This window comes from Rhodococcus sp. NPDC078407, assembly GCF_044542515.1.
In the GTDB taxonomy this organism is placed as follows: domain Bacteria; phylum Actinomycetota; class Actinomycetes; order Mycobacteriales; family Mycobacteriaceae; genus Rhodococcoides.
This window is the reverse complement of sequence record NZ_JBITUQ010000011.1, coordinates 100,705-117,059: the sequence shown is the minus strand read 5'-3', so window position 1 is coordinate 117,059 and position 16,355 is coordinate 100,705. Positions and strand designations below refer to the sequence as shown.

The 16,355-nt window shown below is 65.7% G+C and carries 20 protein-coding genes; 10 read left to right on the top strand and 10 right to left on the bottom strand.

Features of this window, described 5'->3' with window-relative positions; translation table 11 throughout:
- Nucleotides 1–55 precede the first annotated feature (55 nt).
- Nucleotides 56–550 (top strand): phage holin family protein, encoded by a 495-nt coding sequence (locus ACIGGF_RS13710; RefSeq protein ID WP_243597013.1) that lies wholly within the window; start codon nt 56–58, stop codon nt 548–550.
- A gap of 21 nt (nt 551–571) precedes the next feature.
- Nucleotides 572–1,504: an alpha/beta fold hydrolase gene (locus ACIGGF_RS13705; RefSeq protein WP_397521849.1), complete on the top strand. Its 933-nt coding sequence runs from the start codon at nt 572–574 to the stop codon at nt 1,502–1,504.
- Here the strand turns inward: ACIGGF_RS13705 and marP are convergent.
- From marP to nth, 4 genes are read right to left on the bottom strand one after another with little or no spacing between them, the layout of a single operon-like run.
- Nucleotides 1,501–2,691, bottom strand: coding sequence for an acid resistance serine protease MarP (marP, locus tag ACIGGF_RS13700; RefSeq protein WP_397521848.1), 1,191 nt, complete (start codon nt 2,689–2,691; stop codon nt 1,501–1,503). The genes ACIGGF_RS13705 and marP overlap by 4 nt on opposite strands.
- Nucleotides 2,688–3,374, bottom strand: a complete 687-nt coding sequence (locus ACIGGF_RS13695) for an NUDIX hydrolase (RefSeq protein ID WP_397521872.1) — start codon at nt 3,372–3,374, stop codon at nt 2,688–2,690. The genes marP and ACIGGF_RS13695 overlap by 4 nt, the downstream gene beginning before the upstream one ends.
- A 23-nt stretch (nt 3,375–3,397) precedes the next feature.
- Nucleotides 3,398–4,036, bottom strand: a complete 639-nt coding sequence (locus tag ACIGGF_RS13690) for a TlpA family protein disulfide reductase (protein WP_397521871.1) — start codon at nt 4,034–4,036, stop codon at nt 3,398–3,400.
- Nucleotides 4,037–4,086: 50 nt separating this feature from the next.
- Nucleotides 4,087–4,773 (bottom strand): endonuclease III, encoded by a 687-nt coding sequence (gene nth / locus ACIGGF_RS13685; protein WP_397521870.1) that lies wholly within the window; start codon nt 4,771–4,773, stop codon nt 4,087–4,089.
- Between the two features lie 173 nt (nt 4,774–4,946).
- Here nth and ACIGGF_RS13680 point away from each other — a divergent pair, with 173 nt between their 5' ends.
- Nucleotides 4,947–5,216 carry a hypothetical protein gene (locus ACIGGF_RS13680; protein ID WP_397521847.1) on the top strand — a complete coding sequence of 90 codons (270 nt, stop codon included), beginning with the start codon at nt 4,947–4,949 and terminating at the stop codon, nt 5,214–5,216.
- A 255-nt stretch (nt 5,217–5,471) separates the two neighbouring features.
- On the top strand, nt 5,472–6,146 hold the full coding sequence (locus ACIGGF_RS13675) for a Crp/Fnr family transcriptional regulator (RefSeq protein WP_027494494.1): 675 nt from the start codon (nt 5,472–5,474) through the stop codon (nt 6,144–6,146).
- 243 nt (nt 6,147–6,389) lie between these two features.
- Here the strand turns inward: ACIGGF_RS13675 and ACIGGF_RS13670 are convergent, their stop codons facing one another.
- A complete protein-coding gene (locus tag ACIGGF_RS13670; protein ID WP_397521846.1) occupies nt 6,390–6,902 on the bottom strand; it encodes a DUF421 domain-containing protein in 513 nt (170 codons plus the stop codon).
- Nucleotides 6,903–7,162: 260 nt separating this feature from the next.
- On the opposite strand from ACIGGF_RS13670, the gene ACIGGF_RS13665 reads away from it, so the two are divergent.
- Together ACIGGF_RS13665 and ACIGGF_RS13660 are read left to right on the top strand one after the other, a co-directional pair.
- A complete protein-coding gene (locus ACIGGF_RS13665) occupies nt 7,163–8,407 on the top strand; it encodes a cation:proton antiporter (RefSeq protein WP_397521845.1) in 1,245 nt (414 codons plus the stop codon).
- Nucleotides 8,404–9,288 carry a potassium channel family protein gene (locus tag ACIGGF_RS13660; RefSeq protein ID WP_397521844.1) on the top strand — a complete coding sequence of 295 codons (885 nt, stop codon included), beginning with the start codon at nt 8,404–8,406 and terminating at the stop codon, nt 9,286–9,288. The genes ACIGGF_RS13665 and ACIGGF_RS13660 overlap by 4 nt, the downstream gene beginning before the upstream one ends.
- A gap of 62 nt (nt 9,289–9,350) precedes the next feature.
- Here the strand turns inward: ACIGGF_RS13660 and ACIGGF_RS13655 are convergent, their stop codons facing one another.
- A complete protein-coding gene (locus ACIGGF_RS13655; protein WP_397521843.1) occupies nt 9,351–9,758 on the bottom strand; it encodes a four-helix bundle copper-binding protein in 408 nt (135 codons plus the stop codon).
- 163 nt (nt 9,759–9,921) lie between these two features.
- Nucleotides 9,922–10,713 (bottom strand): MBL fold metallo-hydrolase, encoded by a 792-nt coding sequence (locus ACIGGF_RS13650; protein WP_397521842.1) that lies wholly within the window; start codon nt 10,711–10,713, stop codon nt 9,922–9,924.
- 58 nt (nt 10,714–10,771) lie between these two features.
- On the opposite strand from ACIGGF_RS13650, the gene ACIGGF_RS13645 reads away from it, so the two are divergent.
- Both ACIGGF_RS13645 and ACIGGF_RS13640 read left to right on the top strand, forming a co-directional pair.
- Nucleotides 10,772–11,632 carry a Gfo/Idh/MocA family protein gene (locus tag ACIGGF_RS13645; RefSeq protein WP_397521841.1) on the top strand — a complete coding sequence of 287 codons (861 nt, stop codon included), beginning with the start codon at nt 10,772–10,774 and terminating at the stop codon, nt 11,630–11,632.
- A gap of 13 nt (nt 11,633–11,645) precedes the next feature.
- Complete coding sequence (locus ACIGGF_RS13640) at nt 11,646–13,034, top strand: wax ester/triacylglycerol synthase domain-containing protein (RefSeq protein ID WP_397521869.1); 1,389 nt, start codon at nt 11,646–11,648, stop codon at nt 13,032–13,034.
- Here ACIGGF_RS13640 and ACIGGF_RS13635 read toward each other — a convergent pair.
- Nucleotides 13,015–13,473, bottom strand: coding sequence for a RidA family protein (locus ACIGGF_RS13635; RefSeq protein WP_397521840.1), 459 nt, complete (start codon nt 13,471–13,473; stop codon nt 13,015–13,017). The genes ACIGGF_RS13640 and ACIGGF_RS13635 overlap by 20 nt on opposite strands.
- Nucleotides 13,474–13,479: 6 nt before the next feature.
- Nucleotides 13,480–13,647, bottom strand: a complete 168-nt coding sequence (locus tag ACIGGF_RS13630) for a DUF4177 domain-containing protein (RefSeq protein ID WP_094609297.1) — start codon at nt 13,645–13,647, stop codon at nt 13,480–13,482.
- Between the two features lie 105 nt (nt 13,648–13,752).
- Between ACIGGF_RS13630 and ACIGGF_RS13625 the strand changes: the two genes are divergently transcribed.
- Together ACIGGF_RS13625 and ACIGGF_RS13620 are read left to right on the top strand one after the other, a co-directional pair.
- Nucleotides 13,753–14,760, top strand: a complete 1,008-nt coding sequence (locus tag ACIGGF_RS13625) for an ArsA family ATPase (protein ID WP_397521839.1) — start codon at nt 13,753–13,755, stop codon at nt 14,758–14,760.
- Complete coding sequence (locus ACIGGF_RS13620; RefSeq protein ID WP_397521838.1) at nt 14,757–15,887, top strand: ArsA family ATPase; 1,131 nt, start codon at nt 14,757–14,759, stop codon at nt 15,885–15,887. Before ACIGGF_RS13625 ends, ACIGGF_RS13620 begins: the two co-directional genes overlap by 4 nt.
- 18 nt (nt 15,888–15,905) lie before the next feature.
- Here the strand turns inward: ACIGGF_RS13620 and ACIGGF_RS13615 are convergent, their stop codons facing one another.
- A complete protein-coding gene (locus ACIGGF_RS13615) occupies nt 15,906–16,229 on the bottom strand; it encodes a WhiB family transcriptional regulator (RefSeq protein ID WP_397521837.1) in 324 nt (107 codons plus the stop codon).
- Between the last annotated feature and the right edge of the window lie 126 nt (nt 16,230–16,355).

Below are 16,355 nucleotides of genomic sequence, written 5' to 3'. Positions count from 1 at the left end.
ACTGTCGATACGATCTTCCGCAACACCGAGCAAAGCGATTACAAGGGGTCGAGAGTTGAGCGTCAGCAATGACAAGGGATACGGAAACGGCGTCCCGAACACGATTTCGTCGATACCTCTGACCGACGTCGATGCCCGAACCCCTGGTAGCGCCAGCATCGGCAACCTCGTCAAGGACGCCACCACTCAGGTCTCGACGCTCGTGCGCGCCGAAGTCGCTCTCGCCAAGGCAGAGGTCACCGGCGAGGTCAAGAAGGGGCTGCAGGGCAGCGTCTTCTTCATCATCGCGCTGACGGTGCTGCTGTTCAGCAGTTTCTTCTTCTTCTTCTTCGCCGCCGAACTGCTCGACGTGTGGCTCTACCGCTGGGCCGCCTTCCTCATCGTGTTCGCATTCATGGTGCTGGCTGCCGCGCTGTTCGGATTCCTGGGCTACCGCAGGGTCAAGAAGCTGCGTAAGCCCGAGAAGACCATCGACTCGCTCAAGCAGGCGTCGACGGTGCTGCCGAACCAGCACGATTCCATCCCCGGAGTCCCCGGCTACAAGAAGTAGCAGCCCGGCGAATCGAGCAGTATGAATCAGCCCGATCCGTCCACGGCCCGATATCCGGGACAGTGGATCCATCGTGATATTCACGCCAACGGAATTCGGTTCCACATCGTGGAGGTCGGCGAGCACGCACCGGACGCACCGCTGGTGGTTCTGCTGCACGGCTTCGCCGACTTCTGGTATTCGTGGCGACACCAGCTGAGCGCCCTGGCCGAGTCCGGGGTCCGAGCCATCGCCGTCGACCTACGCGGCTACGGCGACACCGACAAACCCCCACGCGGATACGACGGCTGGACCCTGGCCGGCGACATCGTCGGACTGATCCGCGCGCTGGGCTACCCGAACGCCACGTTCGTCGGCCATGCCGACGGCGGGCTGGTGTGCTGGGCCGGCTCGGCACTGCACCCGCGCATGGTGCGCTCGATGGTGCTCATCAATGCCCCGCACCCCATCTCTCTGCGCCGCGCCGTGTTGAAGGATTCCGCACAACGCGCCGCGCTGCTGCCGCACTTCGTTCGCTACCAGGTGCCGCTGCGTCCCGAGAGACTGCTGACGCGTCGAGGTGGTGTCGCGGTGGAGGAGCTGATGCGTAGTCGCGCCGGGTCCGTGTGGCAGGGCACCGAGGATTTCGCGGACACCGTAGCCAAGATGAGCTCTGCCATCCGCATTCCCGGTGCCGCCCACAGTGCGCTCGAATATCAGCGCTGGGCGTTCCGCAGCCAATTCCGCTCCGACGGACGCCGCTTCATGGACGCGGTGGACGTGCGCACGTCGATTCCCGTCGCGCAGATCAGCGGCGACCTCGACCCGTACGTCCTGCCCACCACCCTCGACAGAGATCGGCACTGGGCACCGGGGCTGACGCGTCGAACGGTGCGCGACGTGGGGCACTACGTGCACCAGGAGGCACCCGACGTGGTGTCCGAGGAAATTCTGCGAGTCGTACGCGAGAGCTAGACGATGCAGTCGCCGGTACCCACCGGCACCGGGGCATCGAAGCTCTGCGCGAGCTCGTCCGCGATCTCCGACGCAGTCAGCACGAATCCGGTGTCGGGGTCGTCGACTGCCGCACCGAACACGACGCCGAGTACCTCGCCGGACGAGTTGACCAGCGGTCCACCGGAATTGCCCTGCCGCACCGATCCGCGAACGGTGTAGACCTCGCGTTGGACGGTTCCCGTGCGGTAGATATCCGGTCCGCTGAGGTTGATGATCTCGCGGATGCGCGCCGAGCTCGCGGTGTACGGTCCGCCGCCGGGGTAGCCGAGCACGATGGCGTCGGTGCCGGATTCGGCAGGCAACGACGCGAACGCCAGCACCGGCGCTTGGAGCTGCGAAACCCGAAGCACTGCAATGTCTTCCTCGGAGTCGAACAACACGACGTCGGCCACCAGAGGCCCGTTCGGCGAATCGACCGTCACCTCGGAGGTACCGGCGACGACGTGCGCGTTGGTCATCACCAGATCCGATCCGACAACGAAGCCCGAGCCCTCGAGCGCCTTCTGGCAGCTCGGCGCGATGCCGTTGACCTTGATGACGCTGGCCTGCAAGGCCAACGGAATCGGCCCCGCTGCGATACCGGAATCCGGTGCGGCGACGTCCGCGACAGGGGTGCGTCCGAACGGGCCGATGACGTCCGGCAACCCGGAGGTGTCGAGCAGCGCCGAGAATTCTTTCGGCACCTGGCGAAGCCAGTCGGGCGCAACCTCGTCGACCTTGCCCAGGACGGTCGAGCCACGCACGGCACTGGCGACCTCGGGCTGCGACGACGACGTCAGCGGAATCGCGAGCAGCCACGCGGCAGCAAGCACGGCTGCGGCCTGCAACCCGGCCCCGATAGTGCTGTCCACCGATCTGGCTCCGCGCGAATGTATTCCACTGCGCAGTGCGCGCCCGAGGACCATACCGGCGACCTCACCGACGATCACCAGCATCACGATCAGCGCAATACCGACGAACACCCGCGTTCGCGTTCCGTCGACGTGTTCGAGAACGTGCGGTGCCACCAGAATTCCGGCGACCGCCCCGAGCACGACACCCAGAAACGCCAGCGCCGACGCCACCGCCCCCTGCCGCCAACCCGACGTTGCCGCCATCAACGCGACGACAACCACCGCAATATCGACCCACCCTGAACCCGTCACCGATCGAGCCTCGCTCCTACCGCAGTCAAGCTGGCCTCCAGATCACGTATGTCCCCCGTGTCCCACTCGGACTCCCAGCCCGATACAGCGAGCAGGCCCGCCAGAATACCGCCCGTGAAACCCCACACCAGCATTCCCTGGACCGAGAAGGCCGGGCCCTGGTATCCGGCGGGGTGGCGCACCTGAAATCTGTTGTCCGGATCCAGCAACTCCCGCAACGGAACTCGCACCACCCGCTCGGTCTCGCCCGCGTCGACCACCCGAACCGGACTCGGGCTGTGCCAGTAGGAGAGCACCGGGACCACGTCGAAGCGCGACGGCGGAACGTAGATCCCGGGCATCGTCGCCAGCGGCAGCACACCGGCCGGATCGAGTCCGGTCTCTTCCTGTGCCTCGCGCAGCGCCGTTCCGATGGGCCCGTCGTCGCCCGGGTCGGTGGCACCGCCGGGGAAGGCGATCTGACCGCTGTGATCACGCAGCGTCGACGCGCGCTGAGTGAGAAGCACGTCGGCATCGGCGGGCAGTCCGCCGGGTGAGGAGGGGTCGACGACGGGAGTGCCGCCGAAGAGCACCAGAACAGCTGCGGATCGGGAGCTCTCGGCCGGCTGCGCCTGTCGTTGCAGTACCGGGTTGATGCCGGTGGTGTCGGTCAGTCCGCCCGCACCGCTGGCAACCTCGACCATGCGGCCGAGCCACTCGGGAACGCTCACGAGTCGACACCGAGGTTCACGCGTACGGCGTCGGCGATGTCGTCGACGCTGTCGAAAGGTTGTGGCAGCACCTTGGCGACAGTGCCATCTGCAGATATCAAAACGGAAACGGGCAGCACGTTCGGTGCACCCACCGCGGCCGCGACACGGCCGCCGCCGTCCTGAACTCCGGGCAGGGTGACGCCGTAATCGGTGAGCCGCGTCAGGCCGTTCGCCTCGTTGGGGTCGTTGTGCACCGTGACGACCGTGATCGCGTCGCCTGCTCGTTCGGCGTATTGCTGCAGGTACGGCAACTCTTCGGCGCAGGGTCCACACCAGTAGGCCCAGATGTTGAGCAGTGCCGGACGGCCGGCCAACGCCTGGCCGACGTCCAGATAGGAGCCGTCGCCGATGCATTCGAGCGTGATTCCCGTCAACGGGCCCGCCGCAGTGCCCGAGGCTGAATTGTCCGACGCTGAATTGCCCGACGCCGCCGGACATGCGGCAAGCGCGGCGTCCTGCCGCAACGGTGCGAGAGCCTCGGGTGTGTCGGCGGCGCGGCGCTCGGCCGTCGAGGGTCCCCGCTGCCCCGAACCGGGCCCGTCCGAGGGCTGAGCTACCGGAGAGTCACTGCGGGGCCACAACGCGTAGACCATCCCCACTACGAGAATCAGCGCAACCAGTGACCAGCGAAGAGCAGCCTTGTTCACGACACGATTCCGGCGAGGGCGAGCAGGTGATCGGTTTCCGGACCCTTCACCAACGCGGCTGCGGTCGCAGGATCGGTGGGCCCCGCCCCGAACGACGGGCAGTCCTTCGCGAGGACGCAGACCCCGCACGCAGGCGTGCGGGCATGGCAGACGCGTCGGCCGTGGAATATCACTCGATGCGAGAGCAGAGTCCACTCCTTGCGTTCGATGAGAGCGCCGACGGCGTGCTCGACCTTGACCGGGTCCTGCTCCTCGGTCCACTGCCAGCGCCGGACGAGCCGACCGAAATGGGTGTCGACGGTGATTCCGGGTACGTCGAACGCGTTGCCGAGCACGACGTTGGCCGTCTTTCGGCCGATGCCGGGCAACGTCACGAGATCCTTCAGGGAAGCGGGGACTTCACCGTCGAAGTTCTCCAGCAACTTCTGCCCGAGTCCGATCAGCGAGTTTGCCTTGTTGCGATAGAACCCCGTGGTGCGGATGAACTCCTCGAGTTCGGTCCGGTCGGCCTCGGCGTAATCGCGAGCTGTGCGGTATCTCACGAACAGTGCGGGGGTGACCATGTTGACGCGCTTGTCGGTGCACTGCGCGGACAGGATGGTCGCGACGGCGAGTTCGAGAGGCGTGGTGAAGTCGAGTTCGCAGTACACGTGCGGAAAGGCGACCCCGAGCGTCCGGTTCATCCGCCGAGCTCGGCGCACCAGCCCGAGGTGCGTCTCCTCGCGTTTGCGCACGTCGGGACGTTTCGGAGCTGTCGATTCCACTCCCCAACTGTACGGACAAGAATGCGTAACGTTCGCTGTGGCAGCGGCGGACCGTGTTTGTATCGAGATCTTTTCGGTGTTAACTGGCCGGTATGCAAGGACTCGCCGTGGTGCTCTTTCCGGTACTACTCATGCTCTTCGCACTCGCGATGGAACGGGTGGAGTTCCGGCTCAGCAAGCTCGGCGTCCGAGAGCAGGAAGTTCAGGAATTCCTCGACAAGGCGAGCAAGTCCGAGGTCGCCACTCTGGCCAACGAAGGCTTTCCGCATGCACTGGCCCGCTTCAACACCCGTAAGCGTCGACAGACTCCTCCGCGCACCATCGACACACGCGACGGCATGGTCGACCAACGGGCCAGCTGAGCACCCATTTGTCCACATTTCGATGAATTTATGGTGAACGCGAACAGACGTACCGTTCCTCTGGCAACCTGTGGTGGCGTCGATCACTCGGTTTCGGCCGAGTCGAAGTAGACTCCCCTGAGGTAATTGTTGTGTTTGAACATTGCATCGGCATCGACGCCTGAATTGCACGCGCGATTTGGCGGGTGACGAGTATGTACAAACGCTTTCGGGGGTGCGGGTTGCCGCATCACCGACATCCCAAAAGGAGCGCAAGTGGACGACGTCCTGGCACGGGCCGGCATCTTCCAAGGAGTCGAACCCTCTGCGGTTGCGGCGCTGACGAAGCAGCTGCAGCCTGTCGATTTCCCCCGCGGACACGTCGTGTTCAACGAGGGTGAGCCCGGAGACCGGCTCTACATCATCGTCTCGGGCAAGATCAAGCTCGGACGACGCTCCCCCGACGGCCGCGAGAACCTGCTGACGATCATGGGACCGTCGGACATGTTCGGTGAGCTGTCGATCTTCGACCCCGGCCCACGTACCTCCTCGGCCACCACGGTCACCGAGGTGCGCGCGGTGAGCATGGACCGCGCTGCCCTCAAGGACTGGATCGACCAGCGCCCCGAGATCGCCGAGCAGTTGCTGCGCGTGCTGGCTCGCCGGTTGCGCCGCACCAACAACAACCTGGCCGACCTCATCTTCACCGACGTCCCCGGACGCGTCGCGAAGGCGTTGCTGCAGCTCGCGCAGCGCTTCGGCACCCAGGAAGCGGGATCGCTGCGCGTCACCCACGACCTGACGCAGGAAGAGATCGCTCAGCTCGTCGGAGCATCGCGTGAGACCGTCAACAAGGCACTGGCAGACTTCGCACACCGCGGATGGCTACGGCTCGAAGGCAAGTCCGTCCTGATCTCGGACTCCGAGCGTCTGGCCCGCCGCGCGCGCTAGAGATCACTCGGACCGAGCTTCACACTCGACTCGCGGCCGCCACCGACCGCTCGTACAGCCGATTTCTTCACCTCGGTAAGACAGCGGTTCCCACATCATCATTCTGTGGCTCACTCCGCTGGAGACTCAGTAAGGCTGGGCCGGCGAGCTCGACCGTATGTCGCCTTCGGTCGACAATCGAGCATCACGCGGGTGCGGAGCAGACCGGCGACAGCTGCGTCCTTGTCGAGCGCTCGTGGTCGGCTATCGAGGCGGGGGGACATTGCTGAGGGCTGAGCCGTTACCGTGTTTTTCTCGCCCGATGACACTGAGGGTGCCGTCGGTTTCGAGCACTACTGCCGCAACCTGAGTCAGGTCACCGAACCCGGAGGCCCGCACCGCTTGCCGTACTTCATCCGGGCGGATCCGTTGCTTTTTCAGAGCACCGTCGAGTATCACGCCGTGCTCGAGGAGCAGGGTGGGGCCGGCGGTGAGCGCCAGGGCGATGCGGGGTCTGCGGGAGGAGAGCAGGGCCGTCAGATACTGCAGTGCGGCCAGCAGCACCAAGGCCACCGCGCCCTCGGCCCACGCCACCTCGGAGCTGAGCAGGATTGTTGCCAATGTCGATCCAAGAGCGACAGTGACGATGAGGTCGAAGGCGTTGAGTTTGGCCAAGGTTCGTTTGCCGGAGACCCGCAGCACGAATACCAGCCAAACATAGGCGGCCGCACCGACAAGAATCACACGCAGCAGACCGGACCCGTTATCGAACCACACTCGATGAAAATACCCACACCAGCAGCCTGGTAAGCATGAGTTCGCGGGTTTCCTTCGGGTCGCTGGTGTGTGGTCCGAGACCACCAGCATCGGAGGAGACCCACCCTCATGTGCGGAGCCACACGGGTGAGCACGTCGATAGATCAGATTTGGGCATTTTCACCCAGCGACGTCACCTCCGAACGCCACCACGACCCGGCACCGCGCGATCGTTGAAGCCGAGCACGATTGCGGCGCGCGGATCCGGGAACACGACTGACATGCGCATCGATGTCCTTCTCATTGTGGTCGGCGTGCTCGGGGTGGTGGTGGCAGCTATGTCGTCGGCACTGCGCAGACTGCCACTGTCGGAACCGCTCCTGGGCCTGGTCGCTGGGATAGTGCTGGGCCCGCAGCTGCTCGGTGCCTTGCCGATCGAACCGGTGACCGTGGAGCACGGTCTGTTCCATGAGCTCGCCCGGATTCTGTTGGCGATCTCCGTCATGGCGGTCGCGTTGCGTTATCCCGTCACCGCGGTGCGTCGCCACGCACGCGTGCTGGCGGTGCTGCTGCTGGTGGTCATGCCCGCGATGGCGGCCATGTCGGTAGGTCTCGGATGGGCGGTGGCCGGGTTGCCGTTGGCCGCGGCGCTGTTGTTCGGCGCCGCGATCTGCCCCACCGACCCGGTGCTGGCATCGAGTGTGGTTACCGGGGACCTGGCCGAGCGTGACCTGCCCGCCCGGTCTCGCCAGTTGCTCTCACTGGAATCCGGCGCGAACGATGGTCTGGCGCTGCCTCTGGTGCTCGCGGCGATCGCGGTGGCCGGTCCGCTGGGCGCCGGCACTGCGGTTGCCGAATCGATGTGGCAGGTGCTGGGAGCGCTCGTTGTCGGTACCATTCTCGGCGCGGTCGGCGGTGCGGCCCTGCGCCTGGGCGACAGATACGGCGCTACCGCACACGGGCCGGCCTTGTTGTTCACTGTTGTGCTGGCACTGGGCATCCTCGGTGCCGCCGGGCTCCTGCACGTCGATGGGGTGCTGGCAGTGTTCGTCGGAGGCCTGACCTTCAACGCCGTCGGCACTGGCACCGAACGAACCTCCGAGGTCGAGATCGACGAAGCCGTCAACAGATTCGTGGTGCTGCCGCTGTTCGTCCTACTCGGTGCCGCTTTGCCATGGCAGCTATGGGGCCAGCTGGGATGGAAGGTGCCCGCCCTGGTGATCACGGTCCTGCTTCTTCGTCGGATCCCGATCGTGCTGCTGTTGCGGCGTCCGCTGCACCTTCCGCTCCCGGACGCGCTGTACCTCGGTTGGTTTGGGCCCGTGGGGGTATCGGCATTGTTCTATCTGACGCTGGAGGCAGATCGGCTCGGCGTCGACGACGCGGTACTCGGTGCCGGCACGCTGGTGCTGACCGCGAGCACAGTGGCGTTCGGTCTCACCGCCGCGGCCGGACGCACGCTGTACGTCCGGGCCAGTGGCAGAGCGGGGCACTCGCGCGAAGACGATAGGGGTAGCTGGTTGTGACGTGGGTACTGACTCTGCTCGGCGCGGCGTTCATCGCGCTTGCGCTGAGAGACATCTATGCGACGTTGTGGCATCCGACCGGGCTGGGCACGCTCAGTCGGTCGATGTTCCGGATCATCTGGGCGATCGCTGCGCGAGTGGGCCCACGCGGCCGTGCGCTTGGGTCGGCGGGGCCGTTGGGCATGATTGCCACCGTGCTGCTGTGGGCCGCATCGATCGTGGCCGGGTGGGCGCTGATCTACCTGCCGCACATGCCGGACGGCTTCTACTTTTCCTCGGCGCTGCAACCACAGTCATCGTCCGATCCGGTGGCCGCGCTGTATCTGTCGTTGGTGACCGTGGCGACCCTGGGCTACGGCGACATCACCCCGGCTTATCCGGCGCTACGGTTGCTGATCCCGCTGCAGGCGTTGATCGGGTTCGTGCTGTTCACCGCTGCCATCTCGTGGATCCTGCAGATCTACCCGGCCCTCATCCGTCGGCGTGCCGCGGCTCGGAGTGTGTACCTGCTGGCCACCACCGATTCGGCCGAGGTCGCCCGACACGGGGAAGCGAGCATCGCGTGCGCTCTGCTCGACGGTGTCACCGATACGCTGATCACCGCGGAGTTCGACGTGCGTCAGTACGGCGAAACCTACTTTTTCCGCGAGAGTGATCCTGATCGGTCCCTGGCCGCGATGCTCGCGAACGTCCCATCCCTGGTTCTGGCGGGGGAGGCTTCGGCGGCGATGGAGGTGCGCCGTGCGTCAGCCCGGAGCAAGCGGCAACTGTCGTCACTCACCGACCATCTCGATGCCCGCTATCTGCACACCGGCGGGACGCTCGAGCAAATCTGCCATGCCTATGCTGCCGACCACGGACACCGGAACGCGCAGCAGTGATCAGGTGCCGGTGGTGATCGGGTGCCCGTGGTGATCAGGTGCCAGTGGTGACGGCGCAGCGCTCAGCCGAGAGCCGCGAGCAGATCTCGGCAGGCCCGCTCGCAGTTGCGGCACGCCTCTGCGCAGATCCGGCAGTGCTCGTGATGGGAACCGTGCTGGACACATTCGTCGCCGCACACCTGGCAGGCAGCGGCGCAGGCCTGCACTATCGCTTTCGTGACCGTCGCGTTGTCCCCGGTCTGGCGCGAGAGGATTCGGGCGGTGGCCGCACACAGGTCGGCGCAATCCAGGTCTGTGCGGATGCACGACGTCAGTTCAGCGACGGTGTCCTCGCCGAGGCACGCATCAGCGCAGGCTGTACAGATCTGTGCGCATTCGGTACACGCCTCGATGCAGGCAACCAACGCAGTGGTGTCGATGTCGCCCAGGTCCTTCGGGTAGCTCTCGAGCATGCTTGCTGCATTACCCATGACAGTGCTCCTTTCTCGGGTGCCGGTTCGATGAGGGAACTCCGTCCCCTCCCGCTCTCGAGTACCCGGAACACACCATGTCGAACGCCCAGCGTCACAGCACACCACCGTCCGCGGGCAGAGCCATCGCGGCGACAAAGCAGGCCGAAAGCGAGCGATCCAGCTAGTTCTCCCGCAAGTAGGCCAGCTGCGTCTTGACCGACATGCGCGCAGCCGGCCACAACTTCTTGTCGACGTCGGAATAGACGTGGCGCACCACCTGCATCGGTTTCGCGTTCTCGCCGATCTCCGCGAGTGCCGAGCGAACCTGGTCCAACCGCTGCAGGCGGTGCGCGCAATACGACCGCGCCACCTCGGCGGCGTTCGCCAGTTCGGGTCCGTGCCCGGGCAGCACCGTTTTCTGGGCACCTACCGCTTCCAGCCGATCCAAGGACTTCAGGTAGTCCGCGAGTGAGCCGTCCTTCGGATCGAGCACCGTCGTGCCGCGGCCGAGAATCGTATCTCCGGTCAGGATTGCGTCGTCGAGCACGAAACTCACCGAATCCGCCGTGTGACCGGGCGTGTACAGCACCCGGATCCGCAGACCCGCCGCGTCGATGAGCTCGCCGTCGGCCAGCAGTTCTCCGCCGCCGTACAGAAACTTCTCCCCCACCGCCCGGACCGGCGCTCCGGTTTTGCGGTGGAATCGCTTCAGACCCCCCGTGTGATCGGCGTGGCGATGCGTCACCAGGGTCAACGCCACCGTGCCCGACGCGGCGACGGCGTCCAGATGAGCCTTGTCCTTCGGACCCGGATCGACGACGATGCACTCCTCGGACCCCGGTGCACGCAGAATCCACGTGTTCGTCCCGTCGAGCGTCATCTTGCCCGGGTTCTCCGCGAGCAGAACCGACGCCGTGGGCGTCACCTGTCGGAGTGATCCGTATGTGGGATGCTGGGAGTTCGAAACGGCCATTCGAATACTGTAGGTGGCTCGTCCCGACCGGCGCGGATGCGGACTACCGTCGACAATCATGAAGATTGGACTGGTCGGGGCGGGCCCCTGGGCTCGCAAGACTCAAGCACCTGCACTGCTCGCGCACCCGGACGTCGATTTCACCGGAGTGTGGGCGCGCAGACCGACAGCCGCGGCCGAGCTGAACGCGCCGGTCTTAGACTCGTTCGAAGCCCTGCTCGACGCCGTCGACGCGGTGGCGTTCGCAGTACCGCCGGCCGTGCAAGCGGGGTACGCACTGCGTGCGGCGCGAGCGGGCAAACATGTGTTGCTGGACAAGCCGATTGCCGCCTCGGTGGCAGAGGCCGAGGAACTCGCCGAGGCCGTCACAGCCGCCGGGGTTCGCTCCATGGTGACCCTGACACTCCGATTCGCTCCGGAGACAAGGCAATTCCTCGCCTCGACAGCGGGCCGATCATGGGCTGCCGGCTCCGGAACCTGGTTCTCCGGCGCGATTCTCGGCGGTGCATACGCAGATTCTCGGTGGCGACATGACGACGGGGCAATCCTCGACATCGGCCCCCATGTGTTCGACCTCCTCGATGCCTCACTGGGAACCATTGCCCGCGTTGTGTATTCGCACCGCGCGGTGGCGTCGGACAGTTGGACGGTGCTACTCGAACACGAGGGCGGTGCCCGGAGCACGGTCCAGCTGTCGCTGCGGACGCCGATCATGCCGTCGCTCATGCGCATCGAACTGAGCGGCAGCGACGGAGTCGAGGCGCTCACCGATCGATCCACCTCCTCGATCGACTGTTTCGCCGTCCTGCTGGACGAATTTCTCGAGTCGGTCGAGACGGGAACCGACCACGAATGCTCGGTACACCGAGGCCTGCACTTGCAGAGGGTGATTGATCAGGCGCGGCAGTGGGCACCCTGACGTCGTGACCACTATGGACGTCAAAGATGCGATGTTCCACTACACCTCGGTCCCGCATCGCTCGATGGACCAGTACGCGACGTTCGTCTTCGACTCCGGGGACCACGAGCCACCGACGTTCGAGGACGTCGTCGCCCACGTCGAGAAACGTGCTCGATCGATTCCCCGGCTGCAGATACGAATCGGCGACGCGTTGGGTTCGTTGGAGTACCCGCGGTGGATTCGGGATCCGACGCCGCCCCGTGACCACCTGGTCGACCACGATCTCTCGCACGGCCGACACACACTGAATTCGTTTCTGGCCGAGCGCGCGTGCGTTCCGGTCGATGCAACGACACAGGCATGGACCGTGCACGTGGGCCGCGGCCTGACGGGCGTCGACGGTATTCGAGGGGCGGCCACCGTCGTGATCGTTCAGGTCAGCCACGCATTGTCCGACGGGTCCGCCGGTACCCGCATCGTGCGTGCTCTCTTCGGACGAGACGACGTGACGGACGTCGTCACGTTCCCCGACGACCCCGTCGTCTCGCGCCCACGACCCGTACGGGACGCGGTTGCCGCGACCGCACTCCTGCCGTACCGCTGGGCGCGGTCGCAGCTAAGGATGGTGCGGGCACAGCGGACGTATCTCGACGCCGTGCGGTCCGGGGAGTTGGTTGCTCCCGCGCCTATCGCGACCACGTGCATCAACGCCGACCCCGACGGGACCAGGGTGGTGCACGTGCTGCAGTTCCCGAGGTCGCAGTGGACGGGCGGATCGACCACAGTCACGGTCACTGCGCTCACCGCCGTCGGCGCGGCCTTGAACTCGTATCTCACTGCGTGTGGAGAGGGGGACGACACCCGCATCCGCGCCGCAGTGCCCATGGCGATCGGGACGTCGACGGACTGGCCCGCCATCAATCGCACCGTCCCGGCTGCCGTCGATCTGCATCTCGAGCTCACCGATGCATCCGAACGAGCAACGGCGGTAGCGCACGCGCTGACCCTGCAGCGTGCTCGCGTCGACGATCCACGCCACATCGACGCCACTCGGTCGGCCGAGCTCTATCCCGCGGCTCTACTGCTCGGCTTCGGCCGCCGTGCTCGACGGGTCGCCCCGCGCACCGGTAGGCCCGAGCGTGTCACCGGCCATACCGTGGTGACCAGCGTCAACAGAACCGGTCTGGACCTCGAGTTGGGGTCGAGCCGGGCGCGGGTGTGCGCGGGCGTCGCGTCGTTGGGCCCGGGCTGCAGCATCACGCACGCCGTGTACGGCTACGGGGACGTCGTTACCGTCTGTGTGACGGCCTGTCCGACGACGATCCCCGATCACGCCCGGTACGCCGACATACTGCGTTCGGCCGTCGACGAGACCTGCGCTGCGCTGCACGGCACGTCGACTACCGCAGTTCGACGATGAGCTCCACTTCCACCGACGCGCCGAGCGGCAATTCAGCGACACCGACGGCCGAGCGGGCGTGCTTGCCTGCATCGCCGAAGATGTCACCGATGACGTTCGATGCTCCGTTGACGACACCGGGCTGACCGGTGAATCCCTCCGCGGAGGCGACGAAGCCGACTGCTTTGACCACGCGCGCGACCGAGTCGATACCGACCAGCGCATGCACCGCAGCGAGCGCGTTCAAGGCGCAGATACGCGCCGCGGCAGTGGCGTCCTCCGCCGAGACGTCGGTGCCGACCTTGCCCACGGACGTCAGGTTCCCGTCCACGATCGGTAGCTGACCGGAGGTGTAGACGAGGGAACCCACCTGTATCGCAGGGACATACGCCGCCAACGGCGGGACGACCTCAGGTAACTCGATGCCCAGCTCGGACAGTCGTTCACTCCAGGCGGCCATCTGCGCTCAGGCCTTCGGACGCTTGAAGTACGCGACCAGCGTGTCGCCGCCGTTCGGTCCCGCCATGATCGTCACGAGCTCCCAGCCCTCGGAGCCGTAGTTGTCGAGAATCTGCTTGGTGGCATGAATCAGTACCGGTGCGGTGAAGTACTCCCAGATGATCTTTTCGCTCATGACCCGAAGCCTATCGCCCACCGGAGTACGAGGGGTGCGTCACTGCGATCAGGTGATTATCGGTTCTGTCCGACGACCGGCATCGCGTCTCTATATGGTCGAGACGTGGGTACATCGAACCAAGAGGGATGGCCGGCGAAGGCAGATGCCGCGCGGCTGCATTTCGTGTCCGGCAAAGGTGGGACCGGAAAGTCGACGGTCGCCGCCGCGTTGGCGCTCGCGCTCGCCGCAGGTGGCCGACGCGTCCTGCTGGTGGAGGTCGAAGGCAGGCAGGGCATCGCGCAGCTCTTCGACGTGCCGCAGCTGCCGCCGGTCGAGACGCGCGTGGCCTCCGCAGACGGCGGCGGCGAGGTCTATGCGCTGGCGATCGATATCGAGACCGCGTTCCTCGAATACCTGGACATGTTCTACAACCTCGGTTTCGCCGGCCGCGCGATGCGCAAGATCGGTGCCATCGAGTTCGCGACGACCATCGCCCCCGGCCTGCGTGACGTCCTGCTGACCGGCAAGGTCAAGGAATGCGTGGTGCGGACCGACAAGAAGGGCAACCGCGCGTACGACGAGGTGGTCGTGGACTCGCCGCCGACGGGCCGCATCGGAAACTTCCTCGACGTCACCAAGGCCATGGCCGATCTGGCCAAGGGCGGCCCGGTGCGTTCGCAGAGCGAGGGCGTCGTGCGGTTGCTGCACTCGGCAGAGACCGTCGTACATCTGGTCACGTTGCTCGAGGCACTGCCGGTACAGGAGACAGCCGACGCGGTGCGCGAGCTCGCGGCCGCAGATCTGCAGCTGGGTACCGTCGTCGTCAACCGCACCGAACCGACGTTCCTGCCCAGCGACTCGCTCGACGCCATCGCCGAGGGCGACATCGACGCCGCGGCCATCCAGGACGGTCTCGCCAAGACCGGAATCACGCTCTCCGAGGCCGATTTCGCGGGATTGCTCACGGAATCGATCGAGCATGCCTCGACGCTCTCGGCTCAGGTGGAGAGCGCAACCACGCTCGACGAACTCGACGTCGCGCGCATGTCGTTGCCGATGTTGGCCGATGGTGTGGATCTCGGCGGCTTGTACGAGCTCGCCGCCAAGCTGGCAGAACAGGGTGTCCGATGACTCGACCAGTAGCAACCGAACTCGACGTCGACCGAATTCTGACCGATCCCACGTCGCGCATCGTCGTGGTCTGTGGGGCAGGCGGGGTCGGCAAGACGACGACGGCAGCCGCGATGGCCCTACGTGCAGCCGAGCAGGGCAGGAAGGTGGTCGTCTTGACGATCGACCCGGCCCGCCGACTGGCTCAGGCTCTCGGGCTCGGCGATCTGGACAACAGCCCGCAGCCGGTGAAGTTGGGGGCCGGTGCCAAGGGCGAGCTGCACGCGATGATGCTGAACATGCGGCGGACGTTCGACGAGATGGTCATCGAGCATTCGACGCCGGAGAAGGCCGAGCAGGTCCTGGCCAACCCCTTCTATCAGACTGTGGCGTCGTCCTTCTCGGGCACGCAGGAGTACATGGCGATGGAGAAGCTGGGGCAGTTGTCCCTGGACAAGTCGTGGGATTTGATCGTGGTGGACACGCCCCCGTCGCGCAACGCACTGGATTTTCTCGATGCGCCGCAGCGGCTCGGTTCGTTCCTCGACGGCCGGTTCATCCGGCTGCTCACCGCCCCCGGCCGCGGCATCACCCGGGTCGTCACCAGCGCGATGAGCCTGGCGATGCGCGGCGTCTCCACCGTCATCGGAAGCCAGATGCTTTCCGACGCATCGGCTTTCGTGCAGTCGCTGGATTCGATGTTCGGCGGATTCCGTGAACGTGCAACGCGCACCTATCAGTTGCTACGCGAGGACGGCACCAGCTTCCTCGTGGTTGCTGCCGCGGAACCCGACGCATTGCGTGAAGCAGCGTTCTTCGTCGAACGCCTCTCGGCCGAGAAGATGCCGTTGGCGGGATTGGTCGTGAACCGGACGCATCCGACTCTGTCGTCTATGCAGGCCGATCACGCTGCCACGGCCGCCGACCTGCTCGATCGGATCGAGGAGCCCGGCGCGGAGCTCACTGCTGCAGTCCTGCGCATTCACGCGCAACGTGCCGTGACGGCAGCGCGTGAAGTGCGGTTGCTTCGACGCTTCACCGGTGCGCACCCCCGCGTGCCCATCGTCGGTGTTCCGTCTCTGCCGTTCGAGGTCTCCGACCTCGCGGCGCTGCGGGCCGTGGCCGATCAGCTGACCCGCAGGGGCTGACTCGGCCGCGGCAAGCGGCTAGATCGCGGCTTGCTGCTGACGCTGGCTCTCGAAGAACTCCGACCAGGAGTCGACCTCGGGGTGCTGCTTGAGCAGCGCCCTGCGCTGGCGTTCCGTCATTCCGCCCCACACACCGAACTCGACTCGGTTGTCGAGTGCATCCGCACCACACTGCATGAGTACCGGGCAGTGCCGGCAGATCGTGGCGGCCTTGCGCTGCGCTGCACCCCGAACGAAGAGCTGATCCGGATCCGTGCCCTTGCAGCGGGCGTGCGACACCCAGGCGATGCGTGCTTCTGCTTCTTCTACATCGAGTCGCGTCGGCGCGGTTGTCGTGTGCATGCGGATACCCCTTTGCGTGTCGGTCGCCCTCGCTGGACGACCCGGAGGCTCCAAGGAACTTTGTACCTCGCTGACGAAGCACAAATTCTAAGAGCTGCCCCACAATCATTATCAAGTGTTACGTGA